General features: G+C 37.9%; 18 protein-coding genes, 1 pseudogene and 2 riboswitches. All 19 genes and pseudogenes read left to right on the forward strand.

Annotated elements, in window-relative coordinates; translation table 11 throughout:
• Positions 1–70 precede the first annotated feature (70 nt).
• Positions 71–1246, forward strand: a complete 1176-nt coding sequence (locus tag ACY3XC_RS13735; protein ID WP_464869061.1) for an acetyl-CoA C-acetyltransferase — start codon at positions 71–73, stop codon at positions 1244–1246.
• A 20-nt stretch (positions 1247–1266) separates the two neighbouring features.
• Positions 1267–3051: an acyl-CoA dehydrogenase family protein gene (locus ACY3XC_RS13740; RefSeq protein ID WP_464869062.1), complete on the forward strand. Its 1785-nt coding sequence runs from the start codon at positions 1267–1269 to the stop codon at positions 3049–3051.
• Positions 3052–3231: 180 nt separating this feature from the next.
• Positions 3232–3588 (forward strand): arsenate reductase family protein, encoded by a 357-nt coding sequence (locus ACY3XC_RS13745; protein ID WP_464869063.1) that lies wholly within the window; start codon positions 3232–3234, stop codon positions 3586–3588.
• A gap of 87 nt (positions 3589–3675) precedes the next feature.
• Positions 3676–4059: a glycine cleavage system protein GcvH gene (gene gcvH / locus ACY3XC_RS13750; RefSeq protein ID WP_464869064.1), complete on the forward strand. Its 384-nt coding sequence runs from the start codon at positions 3676–3678 to the stop codon at positions 4057–4059.
• Positions 4060–4174: 115 nt separating this feature from the next.
• Positions 4175–4414: a YusG family protein gene (locus tag ACY3XC_RS13755; protein ID WP_283952480.1), complete on the forward strand. Its 240-nt coding sequence runs from the start codon at positions 4175–4177 to the stop codon at positions 4412–4414.
• 131 nt (positions 4415–4545) lie between these two features.
• Positions 4546–4902 carry a toprim domain-containing protein gene (locus tag ACY3XC_RS13760; protein WP_464869065.1) on the forward strand — a complete coding sequence of 119 codons (357 nt, stop codon included), beginning with the start codon at positions 4546–4548 and terminating at the stop codon, positions 4900–4902.
• A gap of 4 nt (positions 4903–4906) precedes the next feature.
• Positions 4907–5215 (forward strand): thioredoxin family protein, encoded by a 309-nt coding sequence (locus tag ACY3XC_RS13765; protein ID WP_464869066.1) that lies wholly within the window; start codon positions 4907–4909, stop codon positions 5213–5215.
• Between the two features lie 115 nt (positions 5216–5330).
• Positions 5331–5432: riboswitch (SAM riboswitch) on the forward strand.
• 68 nt (positions 5433–5500) lie between these two features.
• Positions 5501–6817: an O-acetylhomoserine aminocarboxypropyltransferase/cysteine synthase family protein gene (locus tag ACY3XC_RS13770; protein ID WP_464869067.1), complete on the forward strand. Its 1317-nt coding sequence runs from the start codon at positions 5501–5503 to the stop codon at positions 6815–6817.
• A 133-nt stretch (positions 6818–6950) separates the two neighbouring features.
• A riboswitch (SAM riboswitch) is annotated at positions 6951–7059 on the forward strand.
• A 163-nt stretch (positions 7060–7222) separates the two neighbouring features.
• Positions 7223–8248 carry a methionine ABC transporter ATP-binding protein gene (locus tag ACY3XC_RS13775; RefSeq protein ID WP_464869068.1) on the forward strand — a complete coding sequence of 342 codons (1026 nt, stop codon included), beginning with the start codon at positions 7223–7225 and terminating at the stop codon, positions 8246–8248.
• Positions 8241–8906, forward strand: coding sequence for a methionine ABC transporter permease (locus ACY3XC_RS13780; protein ID WP_464869069.1), 666 nt, complete (start codon positions 8241–8243; stop codon positions 8904–8906). The genes ACY3XC_RS13775 and ACY3XC_RS13780 overlap by 8 nt, the downstream gene beginning before the upstream one ends.
• A gap of 18 nt (positions 8907–8924) precedes the next feature.
• Complete coding sequence (locus ACY3XC_RS13785) at positions 8925–9752, forward strand: MetQ/NlpA family ABC transporter substrate-binding protein (RefSeq protein ID WP_464869070.1); 828 nt, start codon at positions 8925–8927, stop codon at positions 9750–9752.
• Positions 9753–10182: 430 nt separating this feature from the next.
• Entirely contained in the window at positions 10183–10968 is a 786-nt protein-coding gene (gene sufC / locus ACY3XC_RS13790; RefSeq protein WP_179156431.1) for a Fe-S cluster assembly ATPase SufC, read from the forward strand.
• Between the two features lie 23 nt (positions 10969–10991).
• Positions 10992–12302 (forward strand): Fe-S cluster assembly protein SufD, encoded by a 1311-nt coding sequence (sufD, locus tag ACY3XC_RS13795; protein ID WP_464869071.1) that lies wholly within the window; start codon positions 10992–10994, stop codon positions 12300–12302.
• Positions 12302–13531: a cysteine desulfurase gene (locus ACY3XC_RS13800; protein ID WP_464869072.1), complete on the forward strand. Its 1230-nt coding sequence runs from the start codon at positions 12302–12304 to the stop codon at positions 13529–13531. The genes sufD and ACY3XC_RS13800 overlap by 1 nt, the downstream gene beginning before the upstream one ends.
• A complete protein-coding gene (gene sufU / locus ACY3XC_RS13805) occupies positions 13521–13958 on the forward strand; it encodes a Fe-S cluster assembly sulfur transfer protein SufU (protein WP_464869073.1) in 438 nt (145 codons plus the stop codon). Before ACY3XC_RS13800 ends, sufU begins: the two co-directional genes overlap by 11 nt.
• Positions 13959–14009: 51 nt before the next feature.
• Positions 14010–15407 (forward strand): Fe-S cluster assembly protein SufB, encoded by a 1398-nt coding sequence (gene sufB, locus ACY3XC_RS13810; RefSeq protein ID WP_464869074.1) that lies wholly within the window; start codon positions 14010–14012, stop codon positions 15405–15407.
• Positions 15408–15643: 236 nt separating this feature from the next.
• A pseudogene (locus tag ACY3XC_RS13815) lies at positions 15644–16156 on the forward strand (DUF72 domain-containing protein); the annotation flags it as partial.
• Between the two features lie 219 nt (positions 16157–16375).
• Positions 16376–17686, forward strand: coding sequence for a hypothetical protein (locus tag ACY3XC_RS13820; protein ID WP_464869075.1), 1311 nt, complete (start codon positions 16376–16378; stop codon positions 17684–17686).
• Positions 17687–20371: a hypothetical protein gene (locus ACY3XC_RS13825; protein WP_464869076.1), complete on the forward strand. Its 2685-nt coding sequence runs from the start codon at positions 17687–17689 to the stop codon at positions 20369–20371.
• The last annotated feature ends 4 nt before the right edge of the window (positions 20372–20375 follow it).

Below are 20375 nucleotides of genomic sequence, written 5' to 3' on the forward strand. Positions count from 1 at the left end.
GCGGAAGCGCGTTTGGCGCAGGAAGCTAGACAAATAGATTGCTAATATACAAGGAAAGAGAGGGAACGAAATGAGAGAAGCGGTAATCGTAGCCGGAGCTCGGACCCCGGTAGGCAAAGCAAAGAAAGGAACCCTTGCCCATGTTCGCCCTGATGATTTGGGAGCATTGGCTGTAAAAGAAACATTAAGACGTGCAGGAAATTATGAAGGAAATATCGATGATTTAATCATTGGGTGTGCCATGCCTGAAGCTGAGCAGGGGAATAACATGGCTCGTAATATTGGTGCCTTAGCAGGTTTGCCGCATACAGTACCAGCCATCACAATTAATCGTTTTTGTTCATCTGGCCTGCAGGCGATTGCGTATGCAGCACAAGGAATTATGCTCGGTCATACCGATACGGCAATTGCTGGCGGTGCAGAATCCATGAGTCTAATTCCCATGATGGGGCATGTGGTTCGTCCGAATGTGAAATTGGCAGAATCTGCTCCAGAGTATTATATGGGAATGGGTCATACAGCCGAAGAAGTAGCCAAGAAATATGGTATTTCTCGAGAGGATCAAGATGCATTTGCCGTCCGCAGTCATCAAAAAGCTGCAAAGGCCATTCAGGAAGGAAAATTCGTAGACGAAATCGTCCCAGTAGAGGTTACCCAGCGTACTGTAGGTAATGACAATAAGTTGGTAGAAAGAACGATTCAGTTTTCTCAGGATGAAGGAGTACGTCCTGATACTAACCTGCAATCATTAGCCAAACTTCGACCTGCCTTCTCCGTAACAGGTTCGGTTACGGCCGGTAATGCTTCGCAAACAAGTGATGGTGCAGCGGCTTTAATGATTATGGACCGTGAAAAAGCAGAAGCGCTTGGATTAAAGCCATTAGCAAAATTCAGATCCTTTGCAGTAGGCGGCGTACCGCCGGAAATTATGGGAGTTGGTCCAGTTGTTGCGGTACCAAAGGCGGTTAAGCTGGCTGGCTTAGAATTATCCGATATCAATCTATTCGAATTGAACGAAGCTTTTGCTTCTCAATCTCTACAAGTTATTCGCGAGCTTGGACTAGACGAAGAAAAGGTAAATGTAAATGGCGGTGCGATTGCCCTAGGCCATCCACTTGGTTGTACAGGTGCAAAACTAACCTTAACCCTAATTCATGAATTAAAGCGCCGCAATCAACAATTCGGAGTAGTAACCATGTGTATAGGCGGCGGAATGGGCGCAGCTGGGGTTTTTGAACTTTTATAAAAGATTAGGAGGAAAATATAATGACACAACAAACTGAAAAAATTATAAAAGGCGGAAGCTTTTTAATCGACGATATTTCCTACGACCGTATTTTAACACCAGAGGATTTCAACGAAGAACAATTAATGATTGCCAAAACAGCAGAAGACTTCATCGAAAAAGAAGTTCTTCCACAGTTAGAACATCTTGAAAACCATGAATTTGACCGAACAGTCAAACTTCTAAAGCAAGCGGGTGACCTTGGACTGCTAGCAGCAGATGTTCCGGAAGAGTATGAAGGCTTAGGATTAGATAAAGTAACTTCTTCCCTTGTAACTGAAAAAATGTCAAAAGCTGGCGGCTTCTCGCTATCCTATGGTGCCCATGTTGGTATCGGCTCACTGCCGATCGTTTTATTTGGAAACGAAGAGCAAAAGAAGAAATATTTACCTGCCCTTGCTTCAGGTGAAAAAATTGCCGCTTACGCTTTAACTGAACCAGGTTCAGGTTCTGATGCTCTTGGTGCAAGAACAACAGCAAAATTGAATGCAGCAGGTACTCATTACATTCTTAACGGCGAAAAGCAATGGATTACCAATGCGGGTTTTGCTGACGTATTTGTTGTCTATACAAAAATTGATGGTGAACATTTTACAGCATTCATTGTTGAACGGGATTTCCCTGGAGTTTCAACTGGAGCTGAAGAGAAGAAAATGGGGATTAAGAGCTCTTCCACACGTACTCTTATTTTAGAAGATGTACCGGTTCCTGTAGAAAACTTACTCGGTGAATATGGAAAAGGGCACGTCATTGCGTTTAATATCCTAAATATCGGGCGCTATAAATTAGCTGTTGGCGGTGTTGGCGGTTCTAAAAATGCATTTGAATTAGCCGTTAAATATGCAAATGGCCGTAAGCAATTTAACACAGCTATTTCTCAATTTAATTTAACAAAAGAAAAGTTCGGTACAATGGCATCTAAAATCTATGCTGCAGAGAGCTCTGTCTACCGTACGATTGGACTTTATGAAGATAACCAAGGAAAGCTTACAACGGAAGAGCAGAAGGACATTAAATTAGTAGCTAATTCGATTGCTGAATATGCGATTGAGTGTTCCGTTAATAAATTCTTTGCTAGTGAAGTATTAGATTACGTAGTGGATGAAGGCGTCCAAATTCATGGTGGATACGGCTTCATGCAAGAGTATACGATTGAAAGAGCGTACCGTGATTCACGCATTAATCGTATTTTCGAAGGTACAAATGAAATTAACCGTTTGCTAGTACCTGGAACCTTTATTAAAAAGGCTTTCAAAGGAGAACTCCCATTATTCCAAAAAGCCATGGCGCTTCAAGAAGAAATTATGATGTTAATGCCTGAAGAGCCAGGAGATGAGCCGCTTGCACAAGAAAAACATTTAGTTAGCAATGCCAAGAAAATCGGCTTGTTAGCTGCTGGTTTAGCTGCACAAAAATTTGGTAAAGCACTTGATAAAGAACAAGAAATCTTATCAAATATTGCAGATATTGTTTCCAATGCTTATGCAATGGAATCTGTCGTATTACGTACGGAAAAGGCAATCGCGAAGACGGGTCTTGAGAAAAATAAACAAAAGCTTCTTTATACTCAAATCTTCTGTCAAGAAGCTTTTAACGAAATTGAGCAGCATGCTAAAGAAACATTGGTTGCAACTGAACAAGGCGATACTCTTCGTATGCTAGTTTCAGCACTTCGCAAACTCACACGCCACACACCAATCAATGTAATTGGTAAGAAGCGTGAAGCGGCTGATGTTCTGATTGAAGCTGAACGATATATTGTTTAATAAATAAACTTTAGGCTCCCGGTATTTGCTGGGAGTCTAAATTTTTCTATTGGTTTAGCAGGAAATTTGCAGAATTAGTCGAATTTTTGTAAGGGAAGCATTTTTACTTTTTTTCCTGTTATGTTACTATTCAAGTGACGAATGATGTCATTGATGTTTTGTGCAAAGGAGGGGGAACAGATGTCTCTTACTTTTTACTGGTATCCGAAATGTGGTACATGTCGAAATGCAAAGAAATGGCTGGATGCACATCAGCTTGCCTACAAAGAAATACATATTGTTGAAAACCCACCGACTAAGGCAGAACTTCAGGATTATTACGAAAAAAGCAGCATTGAATTAAAGAAGTTCTTTAATACAAGCGGGCAAAAGTATCGTGAACTGGGGATTAAGGATAAAATATCCACTGCTTCAGAAGATGAGCTGCTAGATTTGTTAGCCTCGGATGGGATGCTAATCAAAAGACCATTATTAACAGATGGGGAAAAGGTAACAGTAGGTTTCAAAGAAGAAGAGTATGAAAAAATGTGGTTATGAGCATATCTATACTTTTCAAAAAGTAATTAAGGTAAAATCGATTTATATCGATCATTGATTTTTAGAAAATAATGGAGGGATTTTGTAATGACTACACCAAAGGAATTGCGTTATTCTGAAGAACATGAGTGGGTAAAACTTGAAGGAGAAACAGTCCGTGTAGGGATCACTCATTTTGCACAATCTGAGTTAGGCGATATCGTTTTCGTTGAGCTTCCTGAAGTGGGCGATGAAGTGACTGCTGATGAGCCTTTTGGCAGTGTTGAATCTGTGAAAACAGTTTCTGAATTATATGCGCCGCTAAGTGGTAAGGTTGTTGAGGTGAATGAAGATTTAAGTGACAGTCCTGAATTCGTAAACGATTCTCCATATGAAAAAGCTTGGATGATTGTCATTGAGCCTTCTAATAGCAGTGAATTGGACAACTTAATGACAGCAGAACAATATGAAGCAATGATTAAAGAAGACTAATAATACCAAAACACCTTGATCCTCAAGGTGTTTTTTTAATGGGAAAATTTCGCATCTTGTATATTCTAAATCTAGGGGATAATAGAATAAACTTTAATTAAAAGGGGATCTTGGAATGACATTGAAACAGCAGAAAATTGATGTGACAGATCGAGTAGTTGGTAAAATGAAAAATGGTGAGATGGAATTATTTCTAGATAATACCTCTATTGGTAAGATACAGTTACCAGGGGACATGACTTTTCAATTAGATCAACGATTTGAAGTAGAGCAACGGAAGATTTTTCAGAATGTGACAGTTACTGAACAGCCAGATGCAAAATATACAGATTGTGATGATGGTGGATGGTGCTAGTATAAGTACTTACAAGCAAACACCTATTATCAAAAGGTCAATCGTGGTATAGTTAACATATAGACACGTTATTAAATTTATTGAATATGTTAACATCAACAAATAACTTTCTTTCGTATAGGTGATGAATGATGAGTGATACGTATGGTGATAAAGTTCTGATTGTTGAAGGAAAATCAGATAAGAAAAAGGTAAAAAGTATCCTGAAAGAACCGATGGACATTGTTTGTACAAATGGTACCATTAGTATGTCAAAATTGGATGAATTAATTGATTCTCTTGAAGATAAAGAGGTCTATATCCTTGTTGATGCTGATGATGCTGGTGAAAAGCTGCGCAAACAATTGAAAAGGGAGTTCCCTCAAGCCGAACATATCTATATAGACAGAATGTACCGCGAAGTAGCAACTGCTCCAGTGTACCATCTAGCTACCGTTCTTTTAGGCGCTAATATCGATGTTCATTCTGAATTTTTAGAGATGGGTTAAAATAATGAACGATTGGAACCTTGATGAAGTATCAACATTTTTAAAAAATCATTCATCTGGACTCATTTACTTCTATACCCCTTTATGTGGTACTTGTCAGGTAGCATCAAGAATGCTCCAAATTATTGAGAAAATGATTGATGTACAAATCGGAAAAGTCAATTTGAATTATCACTCAGATCTTGCGAAACAGTTTGAAATTGAAAGTGTTCCCTGCCTTATTTTTATAAAAAATGGGGAGATAGCAGATACAATCTATGCTTTTCAATCCGTTCCGTATTTATATGAAAAAATAAAACATCATTTTAACTAAAACAGGTACTTGTTATCTGTTTTTTTATTGGAATTATTCCTAAAGGTATTGAAGATTTCCATGATTTAGTGTATTATTCTTTTAAAATATTCAATTAATCTTACAATTCAATAAATTCTTATCCAGAGAGGCGGAGGGACTGGCCCTGCGATGCCCGGCAACCGGTTTGACAACACGGTGCTAATTCCAGCAGAGTTACTACTCTGGCAGATAAGGAGAGAGACCCCCTCTTCTTAAAGAGGGGGTTTTAAGTTTCAGTATTAAAAAAAATGGAGGAGTGTTAGTATGGGGGAAAATCAAAAAAATTATCGTTTTGAAACTTTGAGTGTTCACGGCGGATTGGCACCAGACCCAGTAACAGGAGCACGGGCCGTACCGATTTACCAAAATAATGCCTACCAATTTAAAAATACGGAACATGCAGCAAATCTTTTTGCATTGAAAGAAACTGGATACATATATACTCGAATCCATAATCCGACAACAACTGTTTTCGAAGAAAGAGTTGCTCTGTTGGAAGGTGGAGTAGGGGCGCTAGCGGTTGCGAGCGGAATGGCTGCGATTACCTTGGCCATCCTAAATATTGCTGAAGCGGGTGATGAAATCGTTTCTGCATCCAATTTATATGGTGGAACATACAATTTATTTGCTGTTACACTTCCTAAATATGGAATCAAGGTTAAGTTTGTTGACCCGGAAAATCCGGAAAACTTCCGCGCAGCAATCAATGATAAAACAAAAGCTGTATTTGCTGAAACGATTGGTAATCCATCTTTAAGAATTCTTGATATTGAAAAAGTAGCAGAAATTGCTCATGAAGCAGGAGTTCCATTAATTATTGATAATACCTTTGCTACACCATACCTATGCAGACCGATAGAATATGGCGCAGATGTTGTAATTCATTCAGCGACGAAATGGCTTTTAGGGAATGGCACTTCAACAGGCGGAGTTATTGTAGATGGAGGAAAGTTTGATTGGAATTCACCAAAATTCCCTGGTTTTACTACTCCTGACCCGAGTTATCATGATCTTGTATATGCAGAAGCATTAGGTGCTGTTGCCTATATTATTAAAGCACGTGTTCAGTTATTACGTGATTTAGGACCTGCATTAAGTCCACAAAACGCGTTTCAATTCACGCTCGGTCTTGAAACCCTGCATGTCAGAATGAAGGAACATGTTGCTAATACCAAGGAAGTAGTGAATTATTTAGTAAAGCATCCTGCAGTAGAGTGGGTATCTTACCCTGGTCACACTTCACATCCTGATTATGAATTGGCAAGTAAGTATTTACCTAAGGGTGCAGGATCTATGATTGTTTTTGGTATAAAAGGTGGAAGAGATGCAGGAGCAAAATTAATTGATTGTATTACACTTTTTGCCCATGTAGCGAATGTTGGCGATGCAAAAAGCTTAATTATCCATCCTGCCAGCACCACTCACCAGCAGCTAGATGCAGAAGGACTAAAGTCAGCGGGTGTTTCGGAGGATTTAATTCGACTTTCCATTGGCATCGAAAATGTGGAGGACCTGATCGAAGATCTAGAATCAGCGATTGAGGCTGCCACAGGTGTTTCTTCCATCAAAGCAAAAGCATAAAGTAAGATTAATGTTTATTCAAAATATGAAGAAAATTTGTTTGACACTACTTTTTATCCGTGATAAGATTACTTTCGTACCAAAATGATTGCTTAAATTCGTGAACGTAATAATTAAATATAGAATGCTATAGCTCTTATCAAGAGAGGTGGAGGGATGTGCCCGATGAAGCCCGGCAACCGTCAATATTTATATTGAAATGGTGCCAATTCACACAAAGCGATTGCTTTGGAAGATGGGAGAAAGGTTTTTATTTATGATGCCTTTCTGCCCAATGCAGAAAGGTTTTTTATTTTTCTACTATAAGAATGTTTTTACGAAAACAATCAAACCCTATATTTAAGAAGTACAATCTGGTTGAAGTTTTTGCAATTCATTTTTAATTGGATAAAAGTAGGTGATGGAATGATTTCTATAAAAGATGTCCAAAAAGTGTTCCCTTCTAAACAGGGACAGCTTAAAGCAGTCGATGATGTGAACTTAGAGATAAAAGAAGGAGAAATTTTTGGTGTAATCGGATATAGCGGTGCTGGTAAAAGTACCTTAATACGAATGCTTAATGGACTAGAGCTTCCAACAGCGGGTTCTGTTACGGTTGCTGGTCGGGTTATATCAAAAATTAGAGGCAGCCAGCTCAGAAAAGCACGTCAGGAAATTAGTATGATCTTTCAGCATTTTAATCTGCTTTGGTCAAGGACAGTTAGTGAGAATATTGCTTTTCCTTTAGAAATCGCTGGAGTAAATGGACCGCAAAGAAAGAAAAAGGTCGCGGAGCTAGTTAAGCTAGTTGGCCTGGAGGGAAGAGAAAATGCGTATCCATCACAGCTTAGTGGTGGACAAAAGCAACGGGTTGGTATTGCCAGGGCACTTGCCAATAATCCTAAAGTACTGCTTTGTGATGAAGCAACATCAGCTCTTGATCCGCAAACAACAGATTCCATTTTGGAATTGTTAGTAGATATCAATAAACGTCTTGGTTTAACGATTGTCTTAATTACACATGAAATGCATGTCATTCGAAAAATCTGCCACCGGGTTGCGGTGATGGAAAGTGGGAAAATCGTCGAACTCGGTTCTGTTTTGGATGTGTTTAAACATCCGCAGCAGCCAATTACGAAACGATTTGTCCAACAGGTTACTGAACCTGAAGAAACCAGAGAAACAATTGAACACCTACTTGAACTTTTTCCACAAGGAAAAGTGGTCCAGCTTTCGTTCGTTGGGGAATCAACAGAACAGCCACTAATCACAAATATCGTCCGAGATTATGATGTCATTGTAAATATTCTTCAAGGGAAAATTTCGCACACGCAAAACGGATCATATGGAACATTATTTATCCATTTGGATGGACAAGCGAACGAAATACAGAAAGCCATTGATTATATTCATTCTCAGCAAATCGGAGTGGAGGTGATCAGTAATGGCTAACTTTATGGAAATAGTAAAATGGGAAAATTTATTAGCTGCAACAGGTGAAACCATTTATATGACTTCCATTTCAGTGTTTGCCACATTTGTCTTAGGGTTGCTTCTCGGCTTGCTATTATTTTTAACGGCGGAAGGGAATTTATGGGCGAATCGGACTATAAATGTCATCATTGGAAGCTTTGTAAATATTTTCAGATCCATCCCGTTTATTATCTTAATCATTTTATTAATTCCGTTTACAAAATTTTTACTTGATACTATCCTCGGTGCAAACGCGGCCCTGCCGGCGCTAATTATTGGTGCAGCTCCTTTTTATGCACGTATGGTAGAAATCGCTCTTAGGGAAATCGATAAAGGTGTTATTGAGGCATCACAATCGATGGGTGCAACACATGGTCATCTCATATTTAAAGTCCTAATACCAGAATCATTGCCGGCATTAATTTCAGGGATTACAGTCACAGCTATTTCGCTAGTTGGCTTTACTGCAATGGCCGGGGTCATTGGTGCTGGCGGACTTGGACATTTCGCATATCTAGAAGGTTTTCAGCGCAACAGACCAATTGTTACGCTAGTTGCAACGGTTGCGATATTAATTTTGGTATTTATTATCCAATTTATTGGAGATTATTTTACAAAGAAAACAGATAAACGATAACTGGAGGAGTGTAAGAAGATGAAAAAAATAATTAGTTTTATAGTATTAGCAATTTTAACAATCGCATTAACAGCTTGCGGTGGTGAAAAAGACGATTCATCAGATTCAGCTGGTAACAAGAAATTAGTTGTTGGTGCATCTGCTGTACCACATGCGGAAGTGCTAGACGCGGCAAAACCCTTATTAAAGGAAAAAGGTATTGATTTAGAAGTACAGGTTTTTCAAGACTATATTCTTCCAAACGTAACGTTAAGAGATAAAGACCTTGATGCAAACTATTTCCAAACACCAGGGTATTTAGCCTTGCAAATGGAGGAAAATAAGGATTTTGACTTTGTGAGTGTTGGTGAAATTCATAAAGAACCTATTGGCATATATTCTAAAGAATATAAAAGTTTGAAAGACCTTCCAAATGGTGCAAAAATTATTATGAGTGACTCACTAAGTGACCATGGACGAATTTTACCGATTTTTGAAAAAGAAGGTTTAATTAAGCTTAAAGAAGGCGTTGGCGAAAATGCAAGAGTTGAGGATATTGTTGAAAATCCAAAGAATCTTGATTTCTCAACATTAATTGAAGCAAAATTATTAGCTACTTCATTCGAAAGTGGTGAAGGGGATGCGGTGGTTATTAATACGAACTACGCATTAGAAGGCAATGTTGACATTGGAAAGTATGGAATTGCATTTGAAGGTGATGATGTTGTTCCTGCAAACCTAGTAGTTGTCCGTTCAGAGGATAAAGACCGAGAAGAAATCAAGGCTCTTGTTGAAGTCCTTCGCTCAAAGGAAATCCAAGATTTCATTCTTGAAAAATACCAAGGTGCGGTAACGGTATCTGAATAAGAAATAATATTGAAGAAAGTCACAAAAGCCAGTTAAGGAGAACTTACTGGCTTTCTTCTATTTTTATTTTGCTTACATGAAACCAATAAAATAGGTAAAAATAGGTAGGAAATAATAATGAGGAAGTCTTGGCAAAATAGAGATAAATACGTTATGATTTTATTCGTATGTGAATACATAAAGCGGTCACATGTTTTAAAATTCTGAATTTATTATAGTACAGACACATCTTGTCTACTTATTCATTCTCATTTGGTTTGTGTTTAGTGAAAATAAATTTCTTTATCTTTTCATGAAAGTTAATACTGTTTATAAGTTGCTAACACATTCGATTTGTTATAAGATTGTAATGAGAATAAAGTGAGAATAGAATTTTGCGGCCGGCGTCAGAGGCTACAAGATACAAAATTATCTTTGCGGAGGTATATATATGGCTGGATCAACATTAACGATCAAAGATTTACATGTAGAAATTGATGGAAAAGAAATTTTAAAAGGTGTAAACCTTGAAATAAAAGGTGGAGAAATTCACGCAATCATGGGACCAAATGGTACGGGTAAATCTACTTTATCTTCTGCTATTATGGGTCATCCAAAATATGAAGTAACGAGCGGAAATATTACTCTAGACGATCAAAACGTTCTTGAAATGGAAGTAGACGAGCGAGCTCGTGCCGGTCTATTTTTAGCAATGCAATATCCAAGTGAAATTAACGGGGTTACAAATGCGGATTTCTTACGTTCTGCTCTTAACAGCCGTCTTGGCGAAGGAAATGAAATTTCACTAATGAAATTTATTCGCAAAATGGATAAGCAGATGGAATTCCTTGAAATGGATCTTGATATGGCACAACGCTATTTAAATGAAGGATTTTCAGGTGGAGAGAAGAAGCGTAATGAAATTCTTCAATTAATGATGCTTGAGCCAAAAATCGCCATTTTAGACGAAATTGACTCAGGATTAGATATTGATGCCCTTAAGGTTGTTTCAAAAGGAATCAATCAAATGCGTGGAGAAGAATTTGGCTGTTTAGTTATTACTCACTATCAACGACTTTTAAATTATATCACTCCTGACTATGTGCACGTTATGATGCAGGGACGTATTGTGAAATCAGGCGGACCAGAACTAGCACAACGCTTAGAAGCAGAAGGATATGACTGGATCAAGCAAGAGCTCGGAATCGAAGATGAAACAGTTGGGCAAGAAGCGTAAGAGTTTGCGTTAGGAGGATAATCATGACAACAGAAACGAATTTATCATTTGATAAAGATTTTGTTCGTTCTTTTTCAAAAGAAATGAACGAGCCCGCTTGGATGGAGGAATTTCGTGTTAATGCATTTGAGTTAAGCGAAACCCTTCCAATGCCAAGACCAGATAAAACAAAAATTGATAAGTGGAATTTCACTCAATTTGATAATCATACTGTAAAAAGTGAAGCTTTCACAACACTTGCTGGGCTTCCAGAAGAAGTAAAAGCATTAATAGGTGATGAGGCTTCGGCTAAGAACTTATATATTCAGCGGAATCAAACACCTGCGTATATTTCTTTGTCAGAAGAATTAAAAGCGCAAGGTGTTATTTTCACAGATATCTTTACTGCACTTCGTGAACATAGCGAGCTTGTGCAAAAATACTTGTTAACAGAAGCTGTTAAAACAAACGAACATCGCCTGATTGCCTTCCACGCAGCACTAATTAATGGTGGAGCATTCTTATACATTCCTAAAAATGTTGAAATCAAAGAACCAATCCATTCTATTTATTTACATGATCATGCTGAGGCGAACCTTTTTAATCATGTTATTGTTGTTGCAGACGATAATAGTTCGGTAACTTATGTAGAAAACTATCTGTCAACGCTTGAATCTGCTAATGGTGTGTTTAACATTGTGACAGAAGTAGTTGCAAAAGCTGGTGCCAAGGTTCAGTACGGTGCTGTTGATACCCTTGCAAAGGGTATAACAACTTATGTGAATCGCCGTGGGTCTGCTGGAAGAGATGCTCGGATTGAATGGGCACTTGGTTTAATGAATGAAGGAAATACCATTTCAGAAAATACGACCAACCTTATGGGTGATGGTTCTTATGGAGATACCAAAACAGTTGTTGTCGGACGTGGTGAACAGACCCAAAACTTTACAACAAAGGTTGTTCATTATGGTAAAAACTCAGAAGGCTATATCTTAAAGCATGGTGTCATGAAGGACAGTGCTTCTTCCATTTTTAATGGAATTGGCCATATCCTGCACGGTGCATCAAAATCAAATGCAGAACAGGAATCACGTGTACTTATGCTCAGCGAAAAAGCACGTGGAGATGCGAACCCGATTCTTCTTATTGATGAAGACGATGTAACTGCTGGTCACGCTGCATCAGTCGGACGTGTTGATCCTGTGCAGCTTTACTACCTAATGAGCCGTGGAATTCCGAAAAAAGAAGCAGAACGTCTGGTTATTCATGGTTTCCTAGCGCCGGTAGTTAATCAGCTTCCAATTGAAGGAGTTAAGAAGCAGTTAACTGCTGTTATTGAAAGGAAAGTACGATAATGAATGTCCATGATATTCGTCGTCAATTCCCTATTTTAGATCAAGAAGTAAATGGAAAACCGCTAGTCTATTTGGATAGCTCAGCTACTTCACAAAAGCCAATCCAAGTCATAGAGACTGTGGAGAAATATTATAAAGAAATCAATTCCAATGTCCATCGAGGTGTCCACACGCTCGGAACACGCGCGACGGATGCTTACGAAGGGGCACGGGAAAAGGTTCGAAAGTTTATTAATGCGAAATCAACTCAAGAGGTTATTTTTACCCGGGGTACGACAACAGCATTAAATACAGTTGCAGCAAGCTATGCAGCTGAGAACTTAAATGCTGGTGATGAAATTGTCATTACGTACATGGAGCACCACAGCAACATCATTCCTTGGCAGCAGGTGGCAAAGCGGACGGGAGCAGTGTTAAAGTACATCCCGCTTCAAGAGGATGGAACGATTTCACTTGATGATGTTCAAGCAACCATTACAGCCAAAACACGTGTTGTTTCTGTTATGCAGGTATCGAATGTACTTGGTGTTATTAATCCTGTTAAGGAAATTGCGAGAATTGCCCATGAAAATGGAGCTATTATGGTAGTCGATGGAGCACAAAGTGCACCCCATATGAAAATAGATGTTCAAGATCTAGATTGTGATTTCCTTGCTTTCTCTGGACACAAGATGTGCGCACCTACAGGCATTGGTGTTTTATATGGCAAGAAGCATTTGTTAGAAAAAATGGAGCCGATTGAATTCGGTGGAGAAATGATTGATTTTGTACATTTACAAGAATCCACTTGGAAAGAACTGCCGTGGAAGTTTGAAGCCGGAACACCGATCATTGCAGGTGCCATTGGACTTGGTGCCGCAATTGATTTTTTAAATGAGATTGGCTTAGATAATATTGCACAACACGAGCATAAGCTTGCAGCGTACGCATTAGAAAAAATGTCATCTGTTCCTGGAATGACGATCTATGGACCATTAGATGCTGCGAAACGTGCAGGTCTTGTTACTTTTAATATTAGCGATGTACATCCACATGATGTTGCTACTGTTCTAGACGCAGAAGGCATTGCTGTCCGTGCAGGACATCATTGTGCACAGCCGTTGATGAAATGGTTAAAGGCATCTGCAACTGCTCGTGCAAGCTTTTATTTATACAACACAGAAGACGATATTGATAAGTTGGTTGAAGGACTTGTGAAAACAAAGGAGTATTTCAGCGATGTCTTCTAATTTAGATGCACTTTACCGTCAAGTTATTATGGACCATTATAAAAAACCACGAAACCGCGGACTTTTGGAGGATGGAAGTCATACCATCAATATGAACAATCCTACTTGTGGCGACCGAATTCAATTAACCTTTAAGGTTGAAGATGGAATCGTTAAGGATGTCCGTTTTGAAGGGGAAGGCTGCTCCATTTCTATGTCATCTGCTTCGATGATGACACAAGCTATAAAAGGGAAAAAAGTGGAGGACGCTATTCGGCTTTCAAAGATTTTCTCTGATATGATTCAAGGTAAGGATTATGACGAAGATATTGACCTAGGTGATATTGAAGCACTTCAAGGGGTCTCTAAATTTCCAGCCAGAATCAAATGTGCTACGCTTGCGTGGAAGGCAATGGAAAAAGGGTTAACTGAAGAGGAACAACAATAGAACAAACAAGGGAATTCACCCTTTTTGTTTATGAAATGGAGGAACAGGTCGATGGCGAAAAAAATGCCGGAAATCGGTGATTATAAATACGGTTTTGCCGATAAGGATGTTTCCATATTTCGATCAAAGCGTGGTTTGACTAGTGAAATTGTTGAAGAAATTTCAAAGTTAAAAAATGAACCACAGTGGATGCTTGACTTCCGTTTGAAATCACTCGAGCATTTTTACAAAATGCCGATGCCACAATGGGGCGGAGATTTAGCGCCTTTAAACTTTGACGAAATTACTTATTATGTAAAACCATCTGAGAAATCAGAAAAATCTTGGGATGAAGTTCCCGAAGAAATTAAAGCAACGTTTGATAAGCTTGGAATTCCTGAAGCAGAACAAAAGTATCTTGCAGGTGTATCTGCTCAATACGAATCTGAGGTAGTATACCATAACATGAAGGTAGAACTTGAAGATTTGGGCATCGTTTTTAAAGATACTGATTCTGCTCTAAGAGAGAATGAAGATATCTTCCGTGAGCATTTTGGAAAAACGATTCCGCCGACAGATAATAAGTTTGCAGCACTAAACTCTGCTGTATGGTCAGGTGGATCATTTATCTATGTACCTAAAGGAGTTAAAGTAGATACACCATTACAGGCGTATTTCCGAATTAACTCTGAAAATATGGGCCAATTTGAGCGTACATTAATCATTGTGGATGAAGGCGCACATGTTCATTATGTAGAAGGCTGTACGGCACCTGTTTATACGACGAACTCACTTCACAGTGCGGTGGTTGAGATTGTTATTAAAAAAGATGCATATTGCCGCTATACAACGATTCAAAACTGGGCAAACAATGTCTTCAATCTTGTTACAAAGCGTGCTGTTTGTGAAGCAAATGCGACAATGGAATGGATTGATGGCAACATTGGTTCTAAATTAACGATGAAATATCCTGCTGTTATTCTTAAAGGCGAAGGCGCACGTGGAATGACATTATCGATTGCCATTGCTGGTAAAGGTCAGCACCAGGATGCTGGAGCAAAGATGATTCACTTAGCTCCAAACACTTCTTCTACCATTGTTTCAAAGTCGATTTCTAAGCATGGCGGTAAAGTAACCTATCGTGGTGTCGTTCACTTCGGCCGTAAAGCGGATGGAGCACGTGCCAATATCGAATGTGATACGTTGATTATGGATAATCAGTCAACTTCTGATACCATTCCATACAATGAAATCTTAAACGACAACATTTCTCTTGAACATGAAGCTAAGGTTTCTAAAGTATCAGAAGAGCAGCTCTTCTACTTAATGAGCCGTGGTATTTCACAACAAGAAGCAACTGAAATGATTGTAATGGGCTTCATTGAGCCATTTACAAAGGAATTACCAATGGAATACGCCGTTGAAATGAATCGTCTCATAAAATTTGAGATGGAAGGTTCTATCGGATAATAATCAATCCGCTTGCCAATTTGGCAGGCGGATTTTTGCGTTTTCGGGAAATACTTGTGGATGGCGAGAAATACTGGCGGATAGCGGAAAATACTGGCGGATAGCAGAAAATACTGGCGGATGGCGAGAAATACTGGCGGATAGTGGAAAATACTGGCGGATAGCGAAAAATACTTGCGGATAGCGAATAATAGAATCTAGGGGTATATTATTATTAAAGATGTGAGGTGATAATGTTGATTTACATTGGTGTAACTGGCTGGGGAGATCAGGACAGCTTATATCCGTGTCAAATTTCCTCAAGGGATAAATTAAAAGAATATGCCGGTCATTTTCCAACTGTAGAGGTAGATGCTTCTTTTTACGCCATCCAACCCAAGAGGAATGCAGCAAAATGGGTTAATGATACCCCTGCATCCTTTCAGTTCATTGTTAAAGCCTACCAAGGTATGACAGGTCATCAACGCGGGGATATCCCATTTGCAACAAAACAAGAAATGTTTCAAGCCTTTAAAGAATCGCTAGAACCATACATAGAAGCAAATAAATTAGCCATGGTGCTTTTTCAATTTCCGCCATGGTTTGATTGTAAACGGGAAAATGTTGAATATTTACGATGGTGTAAAGCGCAAATGGGTGATATACCTTGTGCACTTGAGTTCAGGCATCAATCTTGGTTTACACCCCGGTTTCGCCAGCATACGCTTAATTTTATGAAAGAGGAAAAGTGGATACATAGTATTTGTGATATGGATTAGTATATTTGGGGGAGTAAAATACATTTAATTAATTATTGCACTGGAATGTTGATATATAAATAATTATGAGGATGACTATTTCACACAATAGTCATTTTTTTGTGTGGAAATATTTAGACTAATAGGTTAATATTGTATGTATAGAATGTGTGTTCTTATTCATTATTGGGGGATGTAGTCCCGTAGCGGGTAGCGGTAAGGAGGATAAAAGTGAGCTATAAATTTGTAGTCAAACAAATGAGAATACAGGAAGTACGTCAAGGGAATTTAGTTGAAGAGAATAAGATATTTCTGTGTATAGAGGATAAAGAGACAGGGATGCTTTTACCCCACCCATTATCCAATTTCATAAAGAGTACGTTTGATAGGAAATCATTAGCATTAAAAACACAGAAGAACTATGCTGAAGAAATAAAAAAATTCTTGAACTATACCTTAGATTGTATTTCCGATGAAGAAGAGATGTTCTTAGATTTAATAGATACTGGTATAAGTGGGTTACAGTTAAAGCATGGAGCAAGTTATATTACTCATTTGACACAAAGGGTAAGAGCAAAGGAAATCATTGCTCAACAAGTAAGAGATGCTGACCGTATGCTTACAAAGTTTTATCTTTGGTTGAGTGAACAAGGTTTAATCAACGAGAAGATTCAGTATAGAGAAGAAGTACGTAGCATTAAGGGTCAGAAGACTGTCGTGGTACGAAGTCCATTTGATAATTTTGAATTAGGGACAGAGTATCCAAACACAAGGGATATGGGGAGAGAAAATGATAGGCTACACGACTTTGGAGATGGTAGATTAGACCTCGTAAATCTTTTTATCAGAATAGCAGAATTAGAAGCTCCAGATATTGCGTTGGGTATTGCTTTTCAATTTTACGGAGGATTGAGGAAAGGGGAAGTAGTGAATCTTTTGTGTAGTAGCGTAAAAGAACCAAACGGAAAAGGTTCAGGAGAGCTTACATTGAACATAAAAGACAATTGGAATATCTTGTTCCCCGACAAGAAACTTACAGTGTTAGAGCAAGTAAAAAAGACGAGAATACAGGCGGTATTCAAAGCTCCTATTGTGTTAGAGATGTACAAAAAACATAAGGAGTTAATATCAAGGATGGAGAGAAGCGGAAAGCTAAAGAATGACCAAGCACTGTTTTGTTCCATCCATACTGGAAGACCAATATCAGGTACAGCGTATTGGGAACGTTTCACAAGGGTGAAAAATAGATTTTTAAGTATTCTCCTTGAGAACGATCTTGAGGCATATAAGTTATTGACATCAAAAAATTGGTCTACTCATATTGGAAGAGGAATTTACACCAATATGCTTGTGTTCTTATTAGGATGGTCTGCAAGCGAAGTGATGATTGCAAGGGGCGATAGTAATATTCAATCATCGAATAGTTACATCGAAGAGCAAAATGTTAAAAAGAAAACAGAGGAAGCAATAGAGATAATAGCAAGAGCTACGACTCAAGCAGATAAAACGTATTCAAAAATCGGAGATTTGAGGGGTTTGTAGATGGAGGGATATGCACTCTTTTCGGAACTTGACAGCGAGTATAATTTGAAACGTTATGGGTTAAATGATACAAAGATGAAAACCTTGATAGATGGTGGGGAAATTGAGGCAAAGTTGATAGGTGATAGATATAACCGAACTTACATTTCCATCAAATCAGTAGAGAATTACATTCAAAAAGTGGTCACGATTCGTAATAATTATTTTACCTTAGAAGAGGCTTTTATGAAGATTGCAGGAAAACCAATCAGAATAGACTCTACTGGAATACACAATTTCATTGAACAAGCGGGATTAGTCTTGTTGGAACTTGATATTCCAATTACAAGGAAAGAAAGGCTTTTCGTAAAAAAAAGTAGTTGTGAAAGATTTTTGAAGGAACATTTCTCACTTATTGAAGCGTACAAGGAGTTAGGTCTCGATATTGAATTAAAAGCGTTTAGAGATAATCTGTTGAAACAAAAAATAAGGATTTTGGAATTACAAAATTTGTATGAATGTAAGTTTGTAAAAAAAGAGGATGTGTATAAGAAATACCGAGATATAATTACTATTCAAGACTGTCAAGAGATACTTTCAATTACGCCTGAAAATCTTCGTGAATCATTTAAAATCTATGCTATTGAACCATTCTTCTCAAGTGGAACTAATCTAAATATAAACAAAGATGATTTTTTCTTTCTTAAAGACTTACAAGAAAAATCATTAAAGGAGCTTTCAGAAAACACTTATACCCTGGAGGAAGTTGAGGCGTTTCACAATGAAATAGGGACTTCGAAGCCAGATGACAATGTATTAAAACGGTATGAGATTCAGAGGGCGATTTCTCCCCTTCTAAGAGTGGAAAAGTACAAATTTAGAAAAGTTTTATATGACAAAAAAGGCATTGACGAGTTCATCGGTAGATTGCGAATTGAAAGGAAAATCTCCGATTTGTACAACACTATTATGGACTACCCCTTTCTTTTACAACAAGTTCTTGAAGTTGAAAATGTGCAGTTTTCAGAGAATGCACAAATCACAAAAGAACTTTGGTTTCAATATGCCAATCAGACATTAAGAAAGATGACTGGTAATAGAGATACTTGCTTAAATAGAATTACTTCCCTTAAAAATGCAACAAAGGTAATAGCCAATTTCGCAAATACGAAGGAACTCCTTGCATTCTCTGAAAAGGAGATGAACTTGGGAATATTCAATGAAAAAATCCCGAAAAAACATCAAGGTCATATTTATGCGTTCTTATATGAAGTCGTGTACAGCATAGAACATAATACGGGAAAGAAAGTTCTTAACCTTTCAAAACTAAATTTTGAACGGCAAAGTTTCAGACAAGTACAAAATAAACCGAAAGAAACGTATGAGCTTGAAGAGTACATGTCTTTATATAAATATGTAAAAAATTACAAACTCCATAAGGAATTAGCTATTAAAGATTTAGAGGGCATACAAAGTCAGAAGGACTTAAAAAATGGCAAAGTGTATAAGAAGTATGATTCTATGTGGCTGTATGTACTTTTGCATATCAATAATGGTTGGAGAAAAGGAACAGTTGTCGATTTTTCAAGGTATCGGTCAGAACACTTTAATAAGTTCAATCTTACTTCTATTGAGTCCTTAGAGTGCTTAAATCTAACAATGGAAGACGCTGAACAGATAATAAGATTTTATCAGGCACAATGGTTTGAACATAACAAGACACAAGAAAAAGCTACATTCTATTGTTCGAGCGAATTGAAGTTACCAATGGCTTACGCCATCTTGATTTGTGAATATAGGGTTAGGAATTTTCATATCCATGATGAATCCACTCTTATACATTTCTACAATAAAAAGAACGAAGTTTTTGCGGGAACTCATAACCATTTCTTCAAGAGCTACAAAGATCAATTTCAGTTTGAGTCAAGAAAAATGAATAGGACTGTTCTAACCATTACAAGCTCAGTAATTGCAACTGCACTGAATGGAGATCCAATATTGATTGCACAGCATTTAAGAGGTCATACGCAAGCTGAGACAACAAACGTCTATATTCAAATACCGCAAGAGCATTTAGACTCTATCACAGAACGGCTATTTGATACAGGATACTTTGGATATGTTTATCAAAAGGTTAATGCTCTTTTATTAGGCGAAAGTTCAACAGACAAATTAGATACAACACGACATTCGTTAGAGTTAAAAGAACTCCTTGGAGACGTTGTGAAATTGGAGGATACGGCTTCATATTTGAATTTGTTGTCAATACGACAAGAAGAATTAGGAGTATATTTAGAGGAGTTACCAAAGGAGGAACTGAAATCCAAATTAAATCTTATCAACTTAGGTCTCTCTCCTGCCAAAGAAGAAACGTACCAATGTTTTTTTTCAAAGTGTATTGCTCAAAAAACAGAATGTAACAAGTGTCCATTTTCTATCCCTCACTTCTACTCGTTAAGCACTATTTGTAGAAGAATGAAGCGTATTCTTTCAAATTATAAGGACATTGCATATAAAGAAGATGTTCCAATTGGAGAAAAAACCAAGCTATACAATTTATTGCTTATGGACTTCTCTACAATTGCAGAGGCGAAGCAGAAGTTTGGAAAAGAAATCATTGAGATGTTTATGGATTTAGACTTCAATGGATTCGTAGAGGTCTTAGAAGGGCTTCCTGACCCACAAAAGGACTTTTTGCTATGTTAAAGGG

This window comes from Bacillus sp. CZDM1 (assembly GCF_055502545.1).

Coding starts and splice junctions, on each gene's coding strand:
- gcvH (WP_464869064.1), top strand. CDS start 3,676: ATGACTACACCAAAGGAATTGCGTTATTCTGAAGAACATGAGTGGGTA.
- ACY3XC_RS13760 (WP_464869065.1), top strand. CDS start 4,546: ATGAGTGATACGTATGGTGATAAAGTTCTGATTGTTGAAGGAAAATCA.
- ACY3XC_RS13735 (WP_464869061.1), top strand. CDS start 71: ATGAGAGAAGCGGTAATCGTAGCCGGAGCTCGGACCCCGGTAGGCAAA.
- sufD (WP_464869071.1), top strand. CDS start 10,992: ATGACAACAGAAACGAATTTATCATTTGATAAAGATTTTGTTCGTTCT.
- sufC (WP_179156431.1), top strand. CDS start 10,183: ATGGCTGGATCAACATTAACGATCAAAGATTTACATGTAGAAATTGAT.
- ACY3XC_RS13775 (WP_464869068.1), top strand. CDS start 7,223: ATGATTTCTATAAAAGATGTCCAAAAAGTGTTCCCTTCTAAACAGGGA.
- ACY3XC_RS13800 (WP_464869072.1), top strand. CDS start 12,302: ATGAATGTCCATGATATTCGTCGTCAATTCCCTATTTTAGATCAAGAA.
- sufU (WP_464869073.1), top strand. CDS start 13,521: ATGTCTTCTAATTTAGATGCACTTTACCGTCAAGTTATTATGGACCAT.
- ACY3XC_RS13755 (WP_283952480.1), top strand. CDS start 4,175: ATGACATTGAAACAGCAGAAAATTGATGTGACAGATCGAGTAGTTGGT.
- ACY3XC_RS13780 (WP_464869069.1), top strand. CDS start 8,241: ATGGCTAACTTTATGGAAATAGTAAAATGGGAAAATTTATTAGCTGCA.
- ACY3XC_RS13745 (WP_464869063.1), top strand. CDS start 3,232: ATGTCTCTTACTTTTTACTGGTATCCGAAATGTGGTACATGTCGAAAT.
- sufB (WP_464869074.1), top strand. CDS start 14,010: ATGGCGAAAAAAATGCCGGAAATCGGTGATTATAAATACGGTTTTGCC.
- ACY3XC_RS13825 (WP_464869076.1), top strand. CDS start 17,687: ATGGAGGGATATGCACTCTTTTCGGAACTTGACAGCGAGTATAATTTG.
- ACY3XC_RS13770 (WP_464869067.1), top strand. CDS start 5,501: ATGGGGGAAAATCAAAAAAATTATCGTTTTGAAACTTTGAGTGTTCAC.
- ACY3XC_RS13765 (WP_464869066.1), top strand. CDS start 4,907: ATGAACGATTGGAACCTTGATGAAGTATCAACATTTTTAAAAAATCAT.
- ACY3XC_RS13740 (WP_464869062.1), top strand. CDS start 1,267: ATGACACAACAAACTGAAAAAATTATAAAAGGCGGAAGCTTTTTAATC.
- ACY3XC_RS13785 (WP_464869070.1), top strand. CDS start 8,925: ATGAAAAAAATAATTAGTTTTATAGTATTAGCAATTTTAACAATCGCA.